The organism is Sphingobacterium phlebotomi (genome assembly GCF_008180195.1).
In the GTDB taxonomy this organism is placed as follows: domain Bacteria; phylum Bacteroidota; class Bacteroidia; order Sphingobacteriales; family Sphingobacteriaceae; genus Sphingobacterium; species Sphingobacterium phlebotomi.
In genome coordinates, this window is sequence record NZ_VTAV01000005.1 from 201847 (window position 1) to 223020 (window position 21174).

Below are 21174 nucleotides of genomic sequence, written 5' to 3' on the forward strand. Positions count from 1 at the left end.
TCGATTGGTCCAGATAGGAGAGTAGCCAAGTTTCAAAAATGGCTACTCTCGCAAGTTCTATTTCTTCTTTTTCTTTCCTTTTGTCGCTTTCTTTTCCTTTTTATCTAATACGTCTTCAATAAGCTTTTTTAATTTCTTCTTGAGCCCACCAAGTGGTTTTTCGTCTTTTATCTTCGTTTTCTTATCAGCCGTTTTTTTGGATTTTGGTTTGGTCTTTTTGCTGTCTTTCACTTTATCTTTTTCCTTCTTTTTACCAGGCTTGACTTGTTCTTTTACCTCGCTTTTATAAGAAGCCTCTTTTACGAGCTTCTTAGCGTCGGCCGATTTTTGCTTTTTCTGTCCACTTTTTTCCGTTGACGAAGATGTAGAACCCTTTTTTAACTTAGGGGTATCTTTAGGTGCATTATCGGTTTTTGGTGCTGCGGTTTTCGTTGTAGAAGCAGCTTTTGGTTTGCTAGCGGTAGCTAGCTTAGCAGGTGCCGTCTTGCTTGCTGCGGCAGCCGTAGGCTTCGCTGCACTATTGGTTTTTGGTGCTGCGGTTTTCGTTGCGGAAGCTGCTTTTGGTTTGCTAGCGGTAGCTGGCTTAGCAGGTGCCGTCTTACTTGCTGCGGCAGCTGTAGGCTTCGCTGCGCTATTGGTTTTTGGCGCTGCGGTTTTCGTTGTCGGAGCAGCTTTTGGTTTGCTAGCAGTAGCAGGCTTAGCAGGTGCCGTCTTGCTTGCTGCGGTAGCTGTAGGCTTCGCTGCACTATTGGTTTTTGGTGCTGTTTTTGGTTTGCTAGCAGTAGCTGGCTTAGCAGCAGTGGTCTTATCTACGGTTTCTGTAGGTTTTGCCGATGATGCCGCTGTTTCTTTAAGCGGCTCATTTTCTGGATTTGATTTTTTTTCTGTAGCCATGAAAATATGTTTAAGTAAAACTAAAAGTAAGCGTTTCTTTGTTCTAAATATAAAGAAAATAAATAAATTTTCGTAAATTTGTGAGCTATATAATCATGGGGTCGACTGGAATTGACAGGATAGCGATGGTTATGTAAGCATGCAGTGCATTGTTAGTCTAGCACTTTAATCTGAACTTTCAACTTTATAACTGGCGAAGAAAACTACGCCTTAGCTGCTTAAGTTAGACTTAACATAGCTATTTGTCCCGTTAGATCCTGTTCTTTGGTCTAACATCAGGGGCATCGAACTATAGAACTGGCAAGTGTGATGTTGCTAAACACTTGCGAGATACAGCAACTACGGAGAACGGTATAGGTAGGTTTTTCACCTTCCCTCTCCCGACAACAAAAGAGAAACTAAGCATGTAGAAAGCGTAAATCATACTATGTTTGGACGAGGGTTCGAATCCCTCCGGCTCCACAAAACAGAAGCTCAACGAAAGTTGGGCTTTTATTTTTTTAGGAGAAATGAGACGCCGATAGGAGAGTTTGAAAAGACATTCGCTGCTTGTGTCACAAACAGCCTAATACGCTTAAATATTCCAAGTTCCTAACACAGAGTTTTATGTATAGTTTATGAAGAACGATGATTGTTTTACGTATATTTTGTAAATTGCAATATATCACCGAACACAGATTAATCTTTAATATTGTACTTTGAGACGATATGGCCAAAATACCCACTAAAGCATGAATATACAACTGCTCAGTATACAAGATTTGCCTTTTGCCCGACATCTCAGTTTCTATTTGCGATTTGTGTATAAAGACTTGCATTAAATTGCAGTATATCCACCATCGACATTAAAGTAGCTTCCGTTGATAAAAGTACTGCTATCTAAACTTAGAAAGAGCGCCAAATTTGCCACTTCATCTGCCGTTCCCAAACGTCCAATTGGGTGTTTGGAGATTAAAGCTTTTTTATGTTCTGAATCCAGTTGATTTAACAAAGGCGTATCTATATAACCGGGACCGATTGCGTTAACACGTATGTTTTGTGCGGCATATTCTACACCAAAATTACGCGTAATACCCAAAACGGCATGTTTGGAAGCGGCATATCCTACGGAGTTTGGAACAGCTGTGATACTATGGATAGAACCCATATTGATGATAGCACCCCCGCCATTTTTTAACATTTGAGCTGCAGCATACTTACAGCAGTAAAACACGCCGTTTAGGTTGATGTCAATAATGTTTTTCCAACCTTCAATACTCATATCTGCAGCAGGATTAGCTTCGCCCCCAATACCTGCATTGTTACAAGCAATGTCTAAGCGGCCATATTTTTCAACGGTTCTCGCCACAAGAGCTTCAACCTCCTCATGCACAGCTGTATTAGCTTTGATATAATACGCTTCTCCCTGTGTAAGTTGGATTTCCTCCACTACGGTATTTCCGTGGTCGTCATTAATATCTGAAACCACAACCTTAGCCCCTTCCCGGGCATACAGAAGGGCAATCGCCCTACCGATTCCAGACCCTGCACCTGTAACAAATGCAACTTTATCGTTTAATTTTCCCATAATCGTTATACTTTAATTTGTTTTTTATCAAGAGGCTGCGTCAATAGCTTCAACGATATCCGATACAACAATGCATTGGGCTATTTGTTTATGAATAAAAGTTTTTATGGAATCAACCTTTAGTCAACTACAAGTGGATTTTACGGATAATCTGTTGTTGGTTGATTCTTCGGATCCTAATATTGAATTATAAAAAAAGAGTTTTTTCTGAAGGTTGACCACGCAATAAACCAGTTGCCACACCAAACATTGCTTGTATTTCGTTTGATAAAAGAAGCAGGAAAAAACATAAAGAAGTGGCTGATTTATTGGATATTTATTATAAAAGAAGGTGGTCTCTAAAAAAGACCACCATCTTTTATAATTGTAGTATGTCATTCCGGAGATTCAGCCCGCATCTTTTTTGTCAGATGATGGCATTAATCCTTTTTATGACCAAATTCGCCATCCGCTTTGATCTGTACTTCGTCACTGATCATTGGTGCTGGAAATTTAGCACCTAAACCAAAATCTGAACGTTTTATTGCTCCGGTAATTTGAATACCTGCTACAGGAGCGCCATCAGCATTCGGATTCTGGGTAGTTCCCCGATGTTTCATCGTCATGGTAACCGGTTTTGTAACACCTAGTAAGGAGAGATCTCCTTTAATTGTATACGTGTTTTCTCCAGATTTTTCAATAGATGTACTTTTAAATGTCATGGTAGGATGTTTTTCAGCATCAAAGAAATCAGCACTTTTTAAGTGGTTATCTCTAGGTTCCACTCTGGTGTCTATCGAATTTGTCTGTACAGTGAGTTCGATAGCAGCATCACTAAAATCTTCTTTAGATGAAACGATAGAGACATCGTAAGCGTTGAAATGCCCGGGAACATCTGCAATACCCAAGTGGGTAACGGTAAAACCTAATTTAGAATGATACGGATCTGCCGTCCAAGTTGTCTGGGCAAACAATCCTATCGATGCGAATAGGAATGCGAAAAATAAAGTTAACTTTTTCATGTTCTTGATATTTATTAAATAATTAATTGTTATTATATTTCCATTGGGACTTCCATTAGTAATATCTCTGCGTTTGCCGTTGCTTCCAGCGTGAACCTTTCTGTCTGCCACAGTCCATACCCATCACGTTTGTCTAAAATTTGGTTACCAACTCTTACACTACCGTTAAGAACAAAAATGTATACACCATTGTTTGCAGGATCTTTAAGCGTGTATTCCGTACTATTTCCCTTTTCGAGAAGACCGATATGAAACCAGGCGTTTTGGTGTATCCAGACACCTTGATCTTCTGCGCTAGGTGAAAGTATCTGCTCCAATTGATTGGGCTGTTCCCGATAGTTGATTTTAGCTTGATCGTAGCGCGGTTCGACGTTACGCTTGTTGGGTAGTACCCATATCTGAAGGAATTCGGTAGCTTCATTTGGGTTGTTATTGAATTCGGAATGATAAATGCCCGTACCGGCACTCATTACCTGGATTTCGCCAGGCTTGATGAAGCCTGCGTTCCCCATGTTATCGCGGTGCTTCAATTCCCCTTTTAAGGGGATGGAAATGATTTCCATATTGTTATGGGGATGTTCGCCAAATCCCTGCCCACCGTCAACACGATCGTCATTCAGTACGCGTAAAGCCCCAAAATGTGTACGATCAGGGTGATGATAGGAAGCGAAACTAAATGTATGATAGCTCTTTAGCCAGCCGTGGTCAGCTTTTCCTCGGGAATCTGCTGTATGTAAGATTGTCTTAGCCATAACTTTCTGTTTTAATAACACAAAGTTACGGCAAGCCGGTGTCCAATCTATTGATGTATGTTAAGAAATAAGATTAACCATGTATATTCGTTCTTACTTCCTTGTTATCCCGTTTTCGTTCACTTCGAATGATTAGACGAAGGTCGGAGTTAGCAGAATAGAAAGACCATACCCAGTTTCCCAACAATTTCCACCTGTTGCGGAAGCCCGCGATAGGGAAGAGGTGGATGAGCAACCACGTGAGCCAAGCGAAGAATCCGGTAAAAGAAAATTTAGGTAAGTCGGCGACAGCTTTGTAGCGTGCGATGATAGCCATACTTCCTTTATCCACATATGAAAATGGTCTTAACCGTTGTCCTTGATCTTTGGCAATGATGTTCTTGCCTAATAATGTCCCTTGTTGAATAGCGACCTGTGCTAATTGCGGATGGCCGTTTGCAAATTTGGGATCCGTATCTTGAAAACAGATGTCGCCTATAGCAAAGACGTTTTCGTATCCTTGCACCGTGTTAAATTGATCGACCAATACCCGGCGTCCTCTTCCAAATTTTTCAGCGGGTAATCCAGGCAATTCACGGGCAATGACACCGGAAGTCCAGATTAATGTTTTCGTTTTTATTTCTGCACCATTGGCTAGGATGACCGTATCATGCACATAATCTTTGACGGCCGTGTTCAATGTGATGTCTACGCCTAGTTTTTCTAGAACTTCAAGCGCTTCTTTCTGAGCGACGGTACTCATAGGGCCTAATAAAGCTGGTCCTGCATCTACCAGATGGATCGTTGGTTTTAATCCCACCAATTCTGGATATTCTTTTTTAACAATACGCTCACTCAGCTCTGCAATCATACCCGATATTTCCACGCCAGAAGGTCCACCGCCGGCAACGACGATGTTCATATAAGCTTCGCGATTTGGATCATCAGTCCGTTGAATGTAATCTTCAAGGTTCAGTAACAACTTATTTCGGATAGCCAATGCATCCGTGATGTTTTTCATCGGAAAAGCTTTTTTCTTGACATTATCCATGCCGAAGAAATTGGTTTCCGTACCTGTAGCTAACACGAGATAATCGTATGATAGATTGCCGGTATCTGTTTCAATGTAGTTGCTTTCCGCATGGATGTTCAATAACTTCCCGAGATGAAAAGAGAATCCCTGGTGTTTTCTGAACATTTTACGGAAAGGCATACTAATATTCGACGCTTCGATAAATGCAGTCGCTGCTTGGTAAATTAATGGAGGAAAGAAATTATAATTATTGATATCTACCAGGGTCACTTTGTAAGCGGGATTTTTTCCTAAGGATTTGACAAAATTTATTCCGGCAAATCCGCCACCTACAACGACTATGTGTTTTTTAGTATCTGTCATACTTAGCTGTTCGTTTGTTTAAGTATTTACCTAACAGTAGATAGAACAAAGCCTTCTGCTCTTTTGTTTGGGAAATGTGCTGCAAAGATAGGAAATATTACCTCCTTATCGTAATGGCATTTTTATGCGCATGCAATCCTTCTAGCTCTGCCAATGTCTCCACAATAGAGCCAATTTGTAGCAGTCCGTCACGAGAGATATGTTGAAACGTAATCTTTTTGACAAAGGAGTCTACCGACACACCCGAATAAGAACGAGCGTAGCCTGATGTGGGTAACGTATGGTTGGTTCCGGATGCGTAGTCGCCGGCACTTTCAGGTGTGAGGTGTCCCAGGAAAACCGATCCCGCATTGGTAATGCGTGGAAGTAAACTTTTCCATTCGTCCGTTTCCAAAATTAAATGTTCCGGAGCATACTGATTGGAAAAATCGAGTGCCTGGTGTAAGTCACTCACCTCAATAGCATAGGAATTTTTAAGCGCCATGTTCGCTATTTCTGCACGGGGTAATATGTCGAGTTGCTTTATAAGCTCTTCGTTGACACGTTGGATAATATCCACAGATGTGGCTACAAGAACCGCTTGACTGTCGGGTCCGTGTTCTGCTTGCGCCAGTAAATCCGCGGCAACGAAAGCAGGTTGAGCGGTATGATCAGCCACAACCAAGACCTCCGAAGGGCCGGCGGGCATATCTATGCTCACATTTGCCATGCTCTGAACCATACTTTTTGCTTTCGTGACAAACTGATTCCCCGGACCGAATATCTTATCAACTTTGGGCACACTTTCCGTGCCATATGCCATGGCGGCTATGGCTTGGGCACCGCCCACGAGGTATATTTTTTCAATTTTTAGCAGTTGCAGACAGTAGGCAACAAAACCGTTTATTTTTCCGGTTTGCTGTGGGGGCGAACAGACCACAATTTCTTTGCATCCTGCAATACGGGCTGGAATACCGAGCATCAGCAAGGTGCTAGGTAAAACCGCTGACCCGCCGGGGATATATAAACCCACTTTTTCGATCGGACGTATCTCGCGCCAGCATTCTACTCCCGGCATGGTTTCGACAACCCGTTCTCTACGGAGCTGGCTACTGTGAAATTTATGGATGTTTTGAAAAGCTATTTCCAATGCCCGCTGTTGATCGCGTGTAATAGTTGTCGCTAATGCTTCAATATCTTCTTTTTCTAAATAAAGCTTTTCAAGGACTACTTTGTCAAACTTTGAGGCGAGCTCTTGGAGTGATTGGTCGCCTCGCTGACGAACATCATGGATAATTTGCGATACAGCATCTTGAATGGTATGTGTGGCATCCGTGTTGCGCGCAACCAATTGTTCGATATCTGCAGCGCTTAAGCTGTTAAATGCATACTGTTTTAACATTATAGTATTATTTTTTCGATAGGCATGACCACAATACCTTGTGCGCCTGCGGCTTTCAGTTTATTGATTTTATCCCAAAAATCATCTTCGGGAATAACCGTGTGAACGGCAACCCAACCTTCTTCTGCAAGAGGCACTACTGTTGGGCTTTTTACACCTGGCAGAAGAGCAGTTATTTGCGGTAGATTGTTTTTTTTCACGTTTAATACAACGTATTTCGTTTCTTTCGCACGTAATACAGATTGTACTCGCTGTAATAGCTCGCATAGAATAGGATTCTCCGCCAATCCCTCGCGACCGATAAGAATGGCCTCTGAACGGCGTACATCTGCGAAGGGTTTAAGTCCGTTACTTTTTAATGTGCCACCTGTAGAAACAATATCGCAGATGGCATCACTTAAACCTAAGCCGGGCGCGATCTCCACAGAACCTGAGATTTGGCGTATCTCCGCTGATAAATTGTGTTCCGCTAAAAATTCCTGTAAGATGTTAGGGTAGGTGGTCGCTATCGCTTTGCCCTGTAGATCTTTAAGTTCCTGTATGTCGGAATCTTTAGGAATTCCGATCTTTAACGTACAGCGACCAAAACCAAGCCGTTGTAAATACGTTACTTTTTCTTGCGACTCATCAATGACATTTTCACCGACAATACCTAAATCGGCAATCCCTTGGGCAACATAACCGGGGATATCATCGTCGCGTAGAAATAAGATTTCCAGGTTGAAGTTATTAACCGTGGTGATAAGAGAGCTTTTATAGTTTTCAAAATCAAGTCCACAGTTTTTAAGCAATTGGACCGATTTTTCATTTAATCTACCCGATTTTTGGATAGCGATTTTAAGATTCTTCAAAATGTAGGATTTTTAATGTTTACTATTATTAAATAAAAGAAAGATAACTCGGGGTTTTTGCTTCACGTAGAAACACATTACATTACATATCGCCAAAATGGCGATGATGGAAATGGATGTGATGTGTAAACAAATAAGTCATTTTTATTAATAATGCAACAAAAGTATACTATTGTGATGTGTTTTGCAAATTATTTGATGATCCTTTTTATTTTATTGGACTTCTTTATGAGCTTATGTAACCCATCGTAATCTTCTTTATCTAATTTTGTATATAGATTCTGCAGCTGTTTGATATGCTCTTCCAATACTTCCAACACGTTACCACGATTCTGTTTAAAGATAGGGGTCCACATATCGGGAGAAGATTTTGCTAGACGAACGGTGGATTCGAATCCAGAGCCCGCAAGCTCGAAAATACGACCTTGTGATTTTTCTTTTTCTAAAACGGTCAACGCCAATGCAAAGGAAGTCAGGTGGGAGATATGCGATACATAAGCTGTGTGCATGTCGTGTTCCTCGGTGGTCATAAACGTTGTTTTCATTTCCAATTGTTCCGTCAGCGCATCGGCGAGCTCAAAGGCGTCTTCATCGGTTTTAAATGCTTCCACATAGACCATCACTTTGTCTTTGTAAAGATTGGGAATAGCAGCTTCGGGGCCTGAGTATTCGGTACCTGCCATCGGATGCGCTGCGATGTATCGTCCACGGTTAGGGTGATCTTCTATCAAGCGTAAGATGTTTGTTTTTGTAGACCCCATATCAATGACCACTTGGTTGGTCACCTTGTCTAAAATACTTGGTAGGATGTGCATGATTGCATCCACTGGAACAGTTAAGATAATAATGCGGCTGGATGCAATGGCATCATCCAATGATTGGATTTCATCGACAAGTCCCAACTGCAACGCTTTTTTTGCATTGGCTTCATTTTTTTCTACACCGATTATCTTTTTCCCAAATTGGGTTTCTTTCAACCGGATGCCGATAGATCCCCCGATTAATCCGATCCCGACAATAGTTATATTCATTTTTGAGTGCTTTAATCCTTCTTCTTCGCTTTTTGTTCTTTAATCCTTTCGATCGCTTGGTCAAGCACATCCTCTTTTGCACAAAGGCTGATGCGGATGTACTGTTCGCCTACGCTACCGAATATTCCCCCGGGTGTAATAAATACATGGGCTTGATGTAGAATATCATCGCTTAATGCATAACCATCGTTATATCCGTTGGGAACTTTTGCCCAAACGAAAAGCCCGACCTGTGAACGGTCATAATCACATTCCAATATATCCATGATATGGAAAACCTTTTCCCGTCTTTTTGCATATAGCGCATTGAGTTCGGAATACCAGGATGAGTCCAATCGAAGTGCCGTTGCAGCTGCCAATTGTAGCGGCAGGAACATGCCCGAATCCATATTGCTTTTAAATCGCAAAATTTCATTGATACGATTTTCGTCAGCTATGAGCATACCAATGCGCCATCCTGCCATATTGGAAGACTTGCTTAACGAGTTTAATTCGATAGCCACCTCTTTGGCGTCTGGCACGGCCATTAAGCTGAGCGGTTTGTCATTTAATATAAAGCTGTAAGGATTGTCATGGCAAATTAATATATGATGCTTTTTGCCAAAAGCTACAATCCGTTCAAATAAATCCATCGTAGCGGGTGCGCCGGTAGGCATGTGCGGATAATTAATCCACATCATTTTTACCATACTTAAATCACGTTTTTCCAGCGCCTCAAAATCAGGTTGCCAGTTGTTCTCGGCGTTTAATTCGTATGAAACAGCAGTTGCTCCACTTATGCGGACAGCACTTGTATAGGCCGGGTAACCCGGATTGGGGATTAATACCTCATCTCCTTCTTGTAAATAGGTCATACATATATGCACGATACCCTCTTTTGAACCGATAAGGGGAAGAATTTCCGTTTGTGGATTTAAACGTACACGATAATAGCGTGCATACCAGTCGGCCATAGCTTCCCGAAGAACTGGTGCTCCTCTATAGCTTTGATAGCCATGTACATTGTTTTTACTCGCTTCCTCATTTAAAACACGTAGTACATCCGGATGGGGAGGTAAATCGGGACTCCCGATTCCTAAGTTAATCACCTGTGCCCCACGCTTATTCATCTCGTCAATCTCCCGCAACTTCTTGGAGAAGTAGTATTCCTCTGTGTGTTGCAGCCTTTGGGCAACTTCTATATGCATATCAATAATTTGAAATTTAGCGCCTAATTTACAGATAAAATGCAATAAAAAACGGCATTTAACGGGAAAATATCAAAAGAGTGCAACAATAAGGAAATGTTGATGCTTTTAGATTAGGTAAAACGCTTTTGTTTCTTACTTTTGTAGTCTTATTATAGTAAATGAAGACATACTTTAGACTGTTATCTTTCGCAAAACCTATCGGGAAATACGCCGTTCCGTATATGATCTGTACCATTATTACGGTCGTTTTCGGTACACTTAATCTTGCTTTGTTAGCCCCTTTATTGCAGGTGTTGTTTAAGGGGACAGGTAATGCGGATGCGAACACTGTGAATTCTCCGGTAAGACCAGAGGGTTATGATATGGGCGATTGGTTTATGTATTTTGCAGATAAGCTGTATTATGATATTGGTCCCTATGAAGCGCTGAAATATGTCTGTATTGTTATTGTGACATCCGTGTTTATCAGCAATCTCTTTAGATACTTGTCTCAACGGGTTATGGAAAATTTGCGAATACACACATTGTTGAATTTAAGAAAAGCGGTTTTTAACAATGTGATGGATCTCCATGTAGGTTTTTTTACGAATAGCCGGAAGGGCGACGTGATGTCCAAAATAGCCTCAGATGTACAAGTCGTGCAGTTTTCCGTAACATCAACTTTGCAAGTAGCGTTTAAAGAACCCTTACAGTTGATTGCATATATTGTCGTCCTGTTTAGCTTTTCTGCAAAATTGACGCTATTTTCATTGGCAGTAATTCCGGTTTCCGCGTTCTTAATTTCGTTAATTGTTAAAAAACTTCGTGAACAGGCGCGAGCGGCACAGCAGACGTATGCCAATATGATTTCTTATTTGGACGAGGCACTTTCGGGTGTAAAAATTATTAAAGCATTTAATGCTATTCCCTTTGTCAAGAACCGCTTTAATGGTGAAAGTGAACGCTATTCGAAGATATTACGGCGGATGGTGCGTAGGCAACAAATGAGTTCTCCTGTTTCCGAACTGCTTGGCGTAGTGATGGTTGCTATCATCTTATTATACGGAGGGAATTTAGTGCTAGCTGGGCAAGGAGAGTTATCTGCTTCTGAGTTTATAGCTTATATCGGCATTTTTTCGCAGGTGATGCGGCCGGCGAAGGCGTTGACCGAATCGTTTTCTAATATTCACAATGGTATCGCAGCCGGGGAGCGGGTGTTGGAACTTATCGATGAAACTAATGCCGTCATAGATAAACCCGATGCGAAACCGGTACATAGTTTTAACCGTGGGATCGCGTTTAAAGATGTGGACTTTGCGTATGGCGAGAAGCAGATTTTACGTCATATTAACATCGAGATTCCAAAAGGAAAGATGGTCGCTTTGGTAGGACCATCGGGCGGCGGAAAATCGACGTTGGTTGATTTGATCCCAAGGTTTATGGATGTGACCGGAGGGGCTATTCTAGTGGATGATGTTGATGTACGTGACCTTCAACAGGAATCGTTGCGGACCTTGATCGGTACCGTTAACCAAGAAACAGTGTTGTTCAACGATACGATATTTAATAATATTGCCTTTGCGCAACCTAATGCGACGCAGCAAGAAGTGGAACATGCGGCGCGTATAGCGAATGCACACGATTTTATCTTGAAAACGGAAGATGGCTACGAGACGAATATTGGTGATCGTGGAGCGAAATTATCAGGCGGTCAGCGGCAGCGGATATGCATTGCGAGAGCCGTATTACGGAATCCGCCGATTATGTTGTTGGACGAAGCCACCTCCGCATTAGATACAGAATCGGAGAAACTGGTGCAGGATTCCTTGTATAAATTAATGGAGAATCGAACGACCGTCGTTATTGCCCATCGATTGAGTACGATTCAAAATGCAGATAATATTGTGGTGATTGAAAACGGAAGGGTTGTGGAACAAGGTAACCATCACGATTTGATTGCAAAAGAGGGGTTATATAAACGGTTGATTGATATGCAGCAGTTTATTGATTAGTATTTTGTGTTCTTTTTTTCCGTAAAAAAGAACCAAAAAACTCGCCACTTTAAAATTTTGAATGGAGGGGATATTGCGTAAATATTATTTCTACATATTTCAAAATTTTATATGTGGCATTTAAGGGTTAAAGAGGGAACAATACAATTGTACTACCTCTAATTAACATTAAAGGTCGCATCCGGATGTTTGAGGTTTGTAGAAACTCATCCTTAGTACTATCCACTATCTCAAATATCCGAAGCGACGATTTTTTCGTTCTTTTTTCTAAAAAAAGAACATAAATTTGTTTAGGAGGCAGAAATGAACGCAACGGAGAAACTTGATTTTTTAGTTCAAGACAAAAATTTAGATACAGATTTAAAACATATTGCTCGTAAAGTACTTGAAGGCGAGCGGATAAGTTTGGAGGAGGGCGTTATACTATATGAACGTGGAGAACTGGGATACTTAGGTGTGCTAGCAAACTATATCCGCGAAAAAAAACACGGTGATTATACATACTTCAACCGAAACTTTCATATCGAACCAACCAACGTATGTGTGTACGATTGTAAGTTCTGTGCCTATTCCCGTTTGATTAAAGAAAGAGACCAGGGGTGGGAAATGGATGTTACAGGTATGATGGACATTATCAGGAAATATGATGATGAGCCTGTTACCGAGGTACACATCACAGGCGGTGTCGTGCCAAAACAGAATCTGGATTTCTACGCTGATTTTTTTAAGCAATGTAAAGCACATCGTCCTGATTTACATATCAAAGGGCTTACACCGGTGGAGTATTACTACATATTCAAGAAAGCAAAAATGAGCCATTACGATGGTTTGAAATATTTGCAGGAATGTGGACTTGACTCGATGCCTGGGGGCGGGGCGGAAATTTTCCATCCGGAAGTTCGGGAGAAAATCGCGGGCGATAAGTGTACTGCCGAGCAGTGGTTGGATATTCACGAGCAAGCGCATAGCTTAGGAATGCGGACCAACGCTACCATGTTATATGGGCATATCGAAGATTTTTGGCATCGTGTAGACCATATGGAGCGATTGCGGCAATTGCAGGACAAGACGGGAGGCTTCCAAGCATTTATACCGTTAAAATTCCGTAACCAAGGCCATCAGATGTCACACGTTCCAGAGGTATCGGTTGTGGAAGATCTGCGAAACTATGCCGTTGCCCGGATTTATATGGACAATTTCGACCATATTAAAGCGTATTGGGCGATGATTTCCCGGGATACAGCACAACTGTCTTTGGCGTTTGGCGTGGATGATATAGACGGCACGCTGGACGATACGACCAAGATTTATTCGATGGCCGGCGCGGAGGAACAGCACCCGGCGATGAGCACACGCCAACTGGTGGAGCTTATTAAACAGGTAGACCGACACCCTATTGAACGCGACACACTTTATAAAATAGTGACGGATTATAAAGATGTTGTTTTTGAAGAAGCAAACAAACCAAATTATTATTCATTACCCGTAGTAGAATAACAGATAGATTAGAAATTGAAAAAGACGTTTTATTTTATCCGACACGGACAGACAGATTTAAATTTAAAAGGAATCGTTCAGGGGAGAGGTGTGGACTCTCCACTGAATGAAACAGGGCATAAGCAAGCACAAGCCTTTTACGAAGCTTTTAACCATGTGCCTTTCGATAAAATATATACATCCACTTTGTTGCGGACCAAACAGACAGTCCAACCTTTTCTGGAACAAGGTATACCGAGTGAAGAATTGATCGGCCTAGATGAAATTTCGTGGGGAATTTATGAAGGGAAGGAACAAAACGAAACCATTATGACAGGTTTTGAGGAGGTGGTTAATTCTTGGAGAAATGGAAATTTAGACTTGCGTATTGAGCAGGGAGAATCCCCAAACCAACTGGTGGCTCGTCAGCGACAAGCGATATCTTACATGTTGCAGCAGCCGGATGAAGAAACCTTATTAGTGTGTATGCATGGTCGGGCACTGCGCATCATGCTCTGTCATTTGACGGACGTTCCGGTACATCTGATGGATGACTTCCCGCATACCAATACAGCCCTTTATGTATTGGAATATAATAATCGTTGTTTTGAGATAGTTGACCATTATAACGTTAAACATTTAGAAGATATATAATGAAGAAAATAGCCGTATCTGCGGTTTCTTATACAAATACACTCCCATTTTTAAACGGTATAAGAAATTCAGAGGTGATAAATGCGATAGACTTATCTGTAGACTATCCGAGTGAATGTGCGCGGAAGGTGATTCATGAGGAAGTGGATATGGGAATCATTCCTATCGCTGCTTTAGCTGAGCTTCCTAATTACCATATTATCGGGGATTACTGTATCGGTAGTGATGGTGCGGTAGATTCCGTTTTTATTTTTTCGGAAAAACCAATTACCGAAATTGAAACCCTCTTGTTGGATAAGCAATCAAAAACCTCCAATGGATTGGCGCAAATTCTTCTAAAGCATTATTGGAAAAAAGATGTTCAGGTGCTAACAAAAGGAGAGGCAGATGCTTATGTGTTGATTGGTGACCGTACGTTTGGTGAAAAAAGCAAAGTGCCGTTTGCCTACGATATGGGATATTATTGGAAAGAGATGACGGGCTTGCCTTTTGCTTTCGCTGCGTGGGTTTCGAACAAGGAATTACCCGAAGATTTCAAAACAGCGTTCAACGATGCATTAGCTAAAGGAGTAGCATATCCGGAAGCGGTTATACCAGGATTACCTGTCTATGCAGATTTCGATTATCATAAGTATTTGACGGAGAACCTTGATTTTCTTCTGACGGCAGAAAAAAGGAAAGCGATAGATCTTTATCTGGAGCTGTATAAGGAACTTTAAGCCTAAAAAAACTTAAAGTTTTTAATCCTCTGTGCACTATAAATACCCTTTTTTCCTGAGATGATATAGCTCATCAGACAGGTTGTCAAGAAAAATATCCCGTATTGCCAACCGAATAGTTCCATGGCCATGACCGTACATGCAATAGGGGTTTTGGTGCAACCGGCAAATACCGAAACAAATCCCGTAGCGGCAAGAAGTGCTAGGGGTAGTGGGATGAAAGGGGCTAATGCGTTACCTAAGGTAGCACCGATGAAAAATAGGGGGGTGACTTCTCCTCCTTTAAAGCCAGCGCTTAACGTTAATGCGGTCAATCCTATTTTGATAAGGAAGTCTGTCGGAGGAAGCGATTGCTGAAAAGCATCCATTATCGTGGGGATACCGAGACCTATATGTTTGGTGGTCTGCAGAAGCCAGACCGCTAAAACCACCAATATTCCTCCAACAAAAGGACGAAGTAAGGGTTGTTTTATTTTTTTGAATCCTATGCTGCATACATCACCAGTATACCGAAATAGGATAGACGCTAATCCGAATAAGATACCGGCAAGTAGCAAATAAGCAAAAACAGAAAAGGATAACGCGGGAACTTCACCGATAGGGGGATAGTGGGTGTGTAATCCGCCACATAGTATACATATCCAATTGGAAAGTAAGGCAGTCGCCAATATAGCGCCTACACCTCGCCAACGTATCTTGCCCAATTGAACCATCTCCATGGCGAAAATAGCGCCTGTTAAAGGTGTTCCAAAAAGAGAAGCAAATCCCGCTGCTATCCCACATAATAAGAGAATACGTTTATCTTGCTTCCCCAGTGTAACAAACTTGTCGAATTGGGCGGCCACCGTGCCACCGTATTGTACGGCTGTTCCCTCACGCCCGGCCGAACCGCCGAAGAGATGTGTAATCAAGGTGGTGAAAATAACCATAGGAGCCATCTTCCATGGAACACCCTGTGCTGTAGGGTAATAATATTCTTCTAATAAAAGATTGTTTCCTTTTTGTGCATTTCCGCCATATCGTTGATACCACCATACAATAAAAATACCAGCAAAGGGTAGCAACAATATAATCCAAAGGTGTGCCTCCCGAAAGAGGGTGACTTCGTTTAAGGCATACAGAAATGCAGCGGAAAGGGATCCTACCAATCCGGAAACGGCCAATATTAAAAATAACCATTTAAAAAGGAGGCGTACCAAAGGTAAAACGGACTTTATCATGCTTTATCAATCTAAGAAACCGATTCCCGATACGCAGACGGCGTAGAACCGGTAATGGATTTGAACATTTTATGGAAACTGACGAAATTGTGAAAACCGCACTCGAAACAGATTTCTTTAATGGGGGCGTTGCCTTCAGCCAGCAATTTACAGGCGTGTCCTATTCGAAGTTCGTTAACAAATTCTATCAGTGTTTTGCCCGTGCGCTGTTTAAAGTAGCGACAGAAAGAGTTGGGTGTCATTCCAGCTACATGGGCAATATCGTCCAGTTGGATTTTAGATTTGTATTGTAGGCGGATGTAGTCCAGGATTTTGTTCATGCGAAGATAGTCACCTTGTTGCTGCGGGTTTGTGTAGTTGGAGCTTACTAACGTAGTTGGGGTTGGCAAGGTTGCGGTATAATCCAGTATGTCAAGAAGCATGATGAGCCGCTTAGTTGGCATTTGAACAGATAAATTTTCAAAGAAATGTATAAGGCGTGGGTCACTTGACGGAAATAAAATCGCCCGTTTAGCTAATCGATAAACCTGCTTAACATCAACGGCTTCGGGTAGCCCTAAAAAATCAGAACCGATAAAATCGGGTCTGAAATGAACGACATGGATGTCAGCTACATAAGACGGGCTTGATTTAATGTATTCTTCATCAAAAAGCCAGTAGTGTGGTGTCTTAGAGCCTATTAAAACCATAAAATTATCAGAGAACTGCTGTATGCAGTCGCCGACAAAGAAGGTTCCCTTTCCATGCTTAATATAGATAAACTCCAACTCTTCATGATAATGCCATACATTGTGGTTTTGTGGTGTATTGTCATGCCGTACCGCAATGGAGCTAAAGGTGGACGAAGTATGATCTAGCCGTTGCATAGAAAGGATGTAATTTATTTATTCGTATTAAAGCCTAAATATACGTAACCTGTGTTAAAATTGGTTAGTAAATCGGTAAAATAGTTCAATAACGTTGTGTTAATTTGCACTAGTTTTACTTTCCAATATAATTCCTATGGTGCGAGAGAAAAAATATACGCTAGCAATTGCTTTAATAACCTCTTTATTTTTCTTTTGGGGGTTTATCCACAATCTTGATCCTATCCTGATTCCGCATTTGCGAAATGCATTTAGTTTAACACATTTTCAGGCGTCTTTGGTAGACTCTGCTGTTTTTATTGCTTACTTTCTGTTAGCTATTCCTGCAGGTTACATTATGAAACGCTTTGGTTATAAGACAGGTATCACCGTGGGCTTACTTGTTTTTGCATTAGGATGTTTCCTTTTTGTACCTGCGGCGAACAAGATTAATTATTATTTCTTTTTAGGCGCTTTGTTTATCGTGTCCTGTGGTCTTGCTATATTGGAAACGGCGGCAAACCCTTATATTACCGTATTAGGTGATCCGGAAAAAGCGACCCAGCGGCTTAATTTCGCACAATCTTTCAATGGCTTAGCTGCATTTATTGCGCCTATTGTCGGGGGTAAATTTATTCTAACCGAGGAACCCAAATCGGCCGAGGAGATTGCTGCATTGAGTGAGCAGGCAAGAAATGCCTATATTCAATCGGAAACTGCTTCTGTAAAAGGGCCTTATCTCGTGTTGGGATTGATTCTGTTATTGGTAACCGTTTTCTTCATTTTCACCAAACTGCCCGAAATCAAAGAAAAGGAAGAAGGAGGTGGTTCTAAAGGTGTGTTTGGGTCGCTAAGACACAAAAATGTATCCTGGGCAGTAGTAGCACAGTTTTTCTATATCGGGGCACAAGTTTGTATATTAAGTTTTTTGGTCATGTACGCGACGGAGGTTTCTGGTGTTGCTCCTACACAAGCAAGTTATTATGCAGGTGTTGCTGGACTTGCCTTTATGCTCGGTAGGTTTATCGGAACATTCTTTATGCGATATATAGCGCCGCTTAAGCTTTTGCTGGTATATGCATTGATTTCTATGTGTTTAACGTTGTACGTTATTTATGGTGATGGGATCGGGACATTATACGCTATGATTGGTATTGCCTTTTTTATGTCTATTATGTTTCCTACAATATTTGCAGTGGGTGTGGAAGGTATCGGTGCTGATACGAAATCGGCGTCTAGTCTGATTGTCATGTCCATTGTCGGTGGAGCTGCATTGCCACCGGTATTGGGGTTAGTGTCCGATTGGACGGGAAATTTCCAGTTGGCGTATTATGTGGTGTTTATTTGTTTTGTGGTGGTGGCGCTGTTTGCCTGGAATAATAGGAATAATAAAGAATATAATATATGAAGAGATATGCGTTAGCTCTTGACCTCGTAGACGATCTAAAATTAATAGCGGAATATGAGGCTTATCATCTAGCTGTATGGCCGGAAATCCGAGCATCAATAATCGCTGCAGGCATAGAGAATATGGTTATATATCGTTTTGGTAATAGGTTGTTTATGACTATGGATGTGGAGGATACATTCAGTTTTGAGAAGAAGAACGGAATGGATGCTGCTAACCCAAAAGTACAGGAATGGGAAACGTTGATGTGGAAATATCAGCGAGCGGTACCGGGAGCTAAACCTGGAGAGAAATGGGTATTGATGGATAAAATTTTTGAATTGTAAGAATGGGTAGAGCACGATTGTCATATTTACAAATACACCCCAAAGACAATGTATTGGTGGCGTTACGGGATTTGCCACCAGGATTTGAGGTGGATTTCGGTGGGAAAAGATTCACGCTGCGAGAAGCTGTCCGGGCGAAACATAAATTCACGATTTCTCCCTTAGAGAAAGATGCCGATGTGCTGATGTACGGTGTTTTAGTAGGCAAAATGAACGACGCAGTTGCGGACGGTGTGCTTATCACTACGGACAATTTACGTCATGCTTCCGATGATTTTAAGCTGGGTACTAGAAAATTAGATTGGGAGAAGCCAGATGTATCCGCCTTTGAAGGACGTACTTTTAATGGTTTTTACCGTAGCAATGGTACGGTAGGGACTGCAAATCATTGGTTGGTAATCCCCCTTGTGTTCTGTGAAAACAGGAATGTGCTCACATTAAAATCTGCGTTGGAGGAGAAATTGGGTTACCAGGTAGAGTCAAAAGATTATTCGGATGAGGTGGATGAATTAATCGCTCGTTATCAAGCGGGCGCTTCCGTGCATGAGTTGTTGGCCGTAGACCTCTCGCCAGCGAAAGTTGGTAAGGAGAAAATACGCCTATTTCCGAATGTAGATGGGGTCAAGTTTTTGAATCATGAGATGGGCTGTGGGGGGACGCGGATGGATTCGGATGCGCTATGTGGCTTACTTGCGGGGTATATTACACATCCTAATGTAGCTGGTGCTACCGTTTTGAGCCTTGGTTGTCAGCATGCACAAGCTTCCATATTGCGGGATGAAATTAAAAAGCGGGATACGGCATTTGATAAACCGTTGTATATTTTTGAGCAACAGTTTGAGGGTACGGAACAGGAGTTGATGCAGAAGGCCATTAAAGCGACTTTTGCCGGACTCACGCAAGCGAATAGACAAACCCGCCAGCCGGCAACTTTAGATAAATTATGTATCGGCTTGGAGTGCGGTGGGTCAGATGGATTTTCGGGTATTTCGGCGAATCCCGCTTTAGGATATGTATCGGATATGTTGGTGACGATGGGCGGTTCGGTTATTTTAGCAGAGTTCCCGGAACTCTGTGGTGTGGAACAGGAATTAAGCGATAGATGCATAGATGAGGCCACTGCTGAGAAATTTATGCATTTGATGAAAACATACAACGCAAAAGCGGAAGCAGACGGTTCGGGTTTCTATATGAATCCCTCACCGGGAAACATTCGTGACGGATTGATCACGGATGCCATAAAATCTGCAGGTGCCGCAAAGAAAGGAGGAAATTCTCCTGTGGCGGCAGTAGTGGATTATCCTGAGGTGGCTAATGCGCCGGGACTGAACCTGTTATGCACGCCGGGTAATGATGTGGAAAGTACAACGGCAGAGGTTGCAGCGGGGGCGAACATCGTGCTTTTTACAACCGGATTGGGAACACCAACAGGAAATCCTATTGTACCCGTGATTAAACTTGCTACCAATACAAAGACATTTGAAAAGATGCCCGATATTATCGATATTAACTGTGGGACCATTATCGATGGAGAGGAGACCATCCAGGAAGCTGCACATCGGATATTGGAATATGTCATTACGGTGGCGAGCGGAGAGGAACAACCTAAGGCCGTCCAGCTGGGACAAGATGATTTTATTCCATGGCGGAGAGGAGTATCGTTGTAAAATTAGTGCTGAAATTAACACTTAAATAATATGTCAAAGCTAAATAATAAAGTAGCGATAGTTACCGGGGGCGGCAGCGGTATAGGGAAAGCAATAGCAGAACTTTTTGCCCAGGAAGGAGCATCCGTACATATCGTAGATTTGAATGCCGATGTGGCACAACCTGTTGTCGACGGTATTATAGCAACAGGCGGAAAAGCGAAGTTACACGCTTGCAATGTCGCGGAACAGGCCGATGTTACACGTGTTGTGGAAAGTATCGGACGAGTAGATATTTTGGTCAATAATGCCGGTATCGCACATGTCGGGAATCTGGAAAAATGTTCGTCGGAAGATTTTGAACGCGTATTTCATGTAAACGTAAAAGGAGCGTACAATGCCCTTTATGCGGTAGTGCCTGTCATGAAAGCCAATGGAGGAGGTGCGATCTTGAATTTAGCCTCTATCGCAGCAGTCGTGGGCATTAGTGATCGATTTGCCTACTCCATGAGCAAGGGTGCTATCTACGCCATGAGCATGTCCATCGCGCGGGATTACATGGGAGATAATATCCGCTCAAACTCTATTTCTCCAGCAAGGGTACATACACCTTTTGTGGATGGTTTTATCGCGAAAAACTATCCCGGACAGGAAGCTGAAATGTTTGAGAAGCTCTCAAAATCTCAGCCGATAGGCAGAATGGCGAAACCAGAAGAAATTGCTAAATTAGCATTGTTTCTGTGCTCCGACGATGCGGGGTTTATAACAGGAAACGATTACCCGATCGACGGAGGATTTATTAAATTGAATAATTAATTGGATACTAATATTTAAATACTTAACACGA

At 42.0% G+C, this 21174-nt stretch carries 19 protein-coding genes and 1 other RNA gene; 9 read left to right on the plus strand and 11 right to left on the minus strand.

From position 1 onward, the window contains the following. Positions 1-57: 57 nt before the first annotated feature. On the minus strand, positions 58-894 hold the full coding sequence (locus FXV77_RS10250; RefSeq protein ID WP_148919135.1) for a hypothetical protein: 837 nt from the start codon (positions 892-894) through the stop codon (positions 58-60). Positions 895-991: 97 nt separating this feature from the next. Here FXV77_RS10250 and ssrA point away from each other — a divergent pair. Further along, positions 992-1359: a transfer-messenger RNA gene (gene ssrA / locus FXV77_RS10255) on the plus strand. A gap of 352 nt (positions 1360-1711) precedes the next feature. On the opposite strand, the gene FXV77_RS10260 is transcribed toward ssrA, so the two are convergent. From FXV77_RS10260 to FXV77_RS10295, 8 genes are all read right to left on the minus strand, one after another. After that, positions 1712-2461: an SDR family NAD(P)-dependent oxidoreductase gene (locus FXV77_RS10260; RefSeq protein WP_148919136.1), complete on the minus strand. Its 750-nt coding sequence runs from the start codon at positions 2459-2461 to the stop codon at positions 1712-1714. A 419-nt stretch (positions 2462-2880) separates the two neighbouring features. After that, a complete protein-coding gene (locus FXV77_RS10265; RefSeq protein ID WP_148919137.1) occupies positions 2881-3462 on the minus strand; it encodes a YceI family protein in 582 nt (193 codons plus the stop codon). 32 nt (positions 3463-3494) lie between these two features. Then, positions 3495-4214, minus strand: a complete 720-nt coding sequence (locus tag FXV77_RS10270) for a pirin family protein (RefSeq protein ID WP_148919138.1) — start codon at positions 4212-4214, stop codon at positions 3495-3497. Positions 4215-4287: 73 nt separating this feature from the next. Beyond that, positions 4288-5589: an NAD(P)/FAD-dependent oxidoreductase gene (locus tag FXV77_RS10275; RefSeq protein WP_148919139.1), complete on the minus strand. Its 1302-nt coding sequence runs from the start codon at positions 5587-5589 to the stop codon at positions 4288-4290. Between the two features lie 97 nt (positions 5590-5686). Further along, a complete protein-coding gene (hisD, locus tag FXV77_RS10280; RefSeq protein WP_148919140.1) occupies positions 5687-6970 on the minus strand; it encodes a histidinol dehydrogenase in 1284 nt (427 codons plus the stop codon). After that, positions 6970-7821, minus strand: a complete 852-nt coding sequence (hisG, locus tag FXV77_RS10285; RefSeq protein WP_148919141.1) for an ATP phosphoribosyltransferase — start codon at positions 7819-7821, stop codon at positions 6970-6972. Before hisG ends, hisD begins: the two co-directional genes overlap by 1 nt. 191 nt (positions 7822-8012) lie before the next feature. Next, positions 8013-8852, minus strand: coding sequence for a prephenate dehydrogenase (locus FXV77_RS10290; RefSeq protein WP_148919142.1), 840 nt, complete (start codon positions 8850-8852; stop codon positions 8013-8015). A gap of 11 nt (positions 8853-8863) precedes the next feature. After that, positions 8864-10039, minus strand: a complete 1176-nt coding sequence (locus FXV77_RS10295) for a pyridoxal phosphate-dependent aminotransferase (protein WP_148919143.1) — start codon at positions 10037-10039, stop codon at positions 8864-8866. 161 nt (positions 10040-10200) lie between these two features. Between FXV77_RS10295 and FXV77_RS10300 the strand changes: the two genes are divergently transcribed. The 4 genes from FXV77_RS10300 (at position 10201) to FXV77_RS10315 (ending at position 14882) form a co-directional block, all read left to right on the plus strand. Further along, on the plus strand, positions 10201-12033 hold the full coding sequence (locus tag FXV77_RS10300; RefSeq protein ID WP_148919144.1) for an ABC transporter ATP-binding protein: 1833 nt from the start codon (positions 10201-10203) through the stop codon (positions 12031-12033). Positions 12034-12336: 303 nt separating this feature from the next. Next, positions 12337-13530 carry a radical SAM protein gene (locus FXV77_RS10305; protein ID WP_148919145.1) on the plus strand — a complete coding sequence of 398 codons (1194 nt, stop codon included), beginning with the start codon at positions 12337-12339 and terminating at the stop codon, positions 13528-13530. 15 nt (positions 13531-13545) lie between these two features. After that, on the plus strand, positions 13546-14163 hold the full coding sequence (locus FXV77_RS10310) for a histidine phosphatase family protein (protein ID WP_148919146.1): 618 nt from the start codon (positions 13546-13548) through the stop codon (positions 14161-14163). Further along, positions 14163-14882 carry a menaquinone biosynthetic enzyme MqnA/MqnD family protein gene (locus tag FXV77_RS10315; RefSeq protein WP_148919147.1) on the plus strand — a complete coding sequence of 240 codons (720 nt, stop codon included), beginning with the start codon at positions 14163-14165 and terminating at the stop codon, positions 14880-14882. Before FXV77_RS10310 ends, FXV77_RS10315 begins: the two co-directional genes overlap by 1 nt. A 2-nt stretch (positions 14883-14884) precedes the next feature. On the opposite strand, the gene FXV77_RS10320 is transcribed toward FXV77_RS10315, so the two are convergent. Together FXV77_RS10320 and FXV77_RS10325 are read right to left on the minus strand one after the other, a co-directional pair. Continuing rightward, the gene (locus FXV77_RS10320) at positions 14885-16102 is read right to left on the minus strand and encodes a chloride channel protein (RefSeq protein WP_148919148.1); all 1218 of its coding nucleotides are present in this window, start codon (positions 16100-16102) and stop codon (positions 14885-14887) included. Between the two features lie 11 nt (positions 16103-16113). Next, positions 16114-16968 carry an AraC family transcriptional regulator gene (locus FXV77_RS10325; RefSeq protein WP_148919149.1) on the minus strand — a complete coding sequence of 285 codons (855 nt, stop codon included), beginning with the start codon at positions 16966-16968 and terminating at the stop codon, positions 16114-16116. A 136-nt stretch (positions 16969-17104) separates the two neighbouring features. Between FXV77_RS10325 and fucP the strand changes: the two genes are divergently transcribed. The 4 genes from fucP to FXV77_RS10345 are packed head-to-tail and all read left to right on the plus strand — an operon-like array spanning position 17105 to position 21143. Next, the gene (gene fucP, locus FXV77_RS10330; RefSeq protein WP_148919150.1) at positions 17105-18355 is read left to right on the plus strand and encodes an L-fucose:H+ symporter permease; all 1251 of its coding nucleotides are present in this window, start codon (positions 17105-17107) and stop codon (positions 18353-18355) included. Then, the gene (locus tag FXV77_RS10335) at positions 18352-18681 is read left to right on the plus strand and encodes an L-rhamnose mutarotase (protein ID WP_148919151.1); all 330 of its coding nucleotides are present in this window, start codon (positions 18352-18354) and stop codon (positions 18679-18681) included. Before fucP ends, FXV77_RS10335 begins: the two co-directional genes overlap by 4 nt. Positions 18682-18683: 2 nt before the next feature. After that, positions 18684-20348 carry a UxaA family hydrolase gene (locus FXV77_RS10340; protein WP_148919152.1) on the plus strand — a complete coding sequence of 555 codons (1665 nt, stop codon included), beginning with the start codon at positions 18684-18686 and terminating at the stop codon, positions 20346-20348. 30 nt (positions 20349-20378) lie between these two features. Beyond that, positions 20379-21143 carry an SDR family NAD(P)-dependent oxidoreductase gene (locus FXV77_RS10345; RefSeq protein ID WP_148919153.1) on the plus strand — a complete coding sequence of 255 codons (765 nt, stop codon included), beginning with the start codon at positions 20379-20381 and terminating at the stop codon, positions 21141-21143. The last annotated feature ends 31 nt before the right edge of the window (positions 21144-21174 follow it).